Origin of the sequence: Pseudomonas sp. MF6767, assembly GCF_016405475.1 — a bacterium.
GTDB classification, from domain to species: Bacteria; Pseudomonadota; Gammaproteobacteria; order Pseudomonadales; family Pseudomonadaceae; genus Aquipseudomonas; species Aquipseudomonas paracarnis.
The window spans coordinates 1-693 of sequence record NZ_JAEKCY010000056.1 but is presented as its reverse complement, the minus strand read 5'-3'; the positions used below and the strand labels follow the sequence as shown (position 1 = coordinate 693).

The 693-nt window shown below is 47.5% G+C and carries 2 tRNA genes and 1 rRNA gene; all 3 read left to right on the top strand.

Annotation, left to right across the window (positions count from 1 at the left end):
• Positions 1–119: ribosomal RNA gene (locus JFT58_RS30065) — 16S ribosomal RNA — on the top strand; the annotation flags it as partial.
• A gap of 81 nt (positions 120–200) precedes the next feature.
• A tRNA-Ile gene (locus JFT58_RS30060) sits at positions 201–277 on the top strand.
• A gap of 30 nt (positions 278–307) precedes the next feature.
• A tRNA-Ala gene (locus JFT58_RS30055) sits at positions 308–383 on the top strand.
• Positions 384–693: the final 310 nt, after the last annotated feature.

The following is a 693-nucleotide window of genomic DNA, read 5'->3' as shown; positions in this document are numbered from 1 at the left end:
TTGCACCAGAAGTAGCTAGTCTAACCTTCGGGAGGACGGTTACCACGGTGTGATTCATGACTGGGGTGAAGTCGTAACAAGGTAGCCGTAGGGGAACCTGCGGCTGGATCACCTCCTTAATCGACGACATCAGCTGCTCCATAAGTTCCCACACGAATTGCTTGATTCATTGAAGAAGACGAAAGAAGCAGCCCGAAATTGGGTCTGTAGCTCAGTTGGTTAGAGCGCACCCCTGATAAGGGTGAGGTCGGCAGTTCGAATCTGCCCAGACCCACCAATTTTGTGTGGGAAACGCCTGTAGAAATACGGGGCCATAGCTCAGCTGGGAGAGCGCCTGCCTTGCACGCAGGAGGTCAACGGTTCGATCCCGTTTGGCTCCACCACTACTGCTTCTGTTTGTATAAAGCTTAGAAATGAGCATTCCATCGTTGTGATGGTGAATGTTGATTTCTAGTCTTTGACTAGTTCGTTCTTTAAAAATTTGGGTATGTGATAGAAAGATAGACTGAACGTTACTTTCACTGGTAACGGATCAGGCTAAGGTAAAATTTGTGAGTTCTCTTAATTGAGAAATTCGAATTTTCGGCGAATGTCGTCTTCACAGTATAACCAGATTGCTTGGGGTTATATGGTCAAGTGAAGAAGCGCATACGGTGGATGCCTTGGCAGTCAGAGGCGATGAAAGACGTGGTA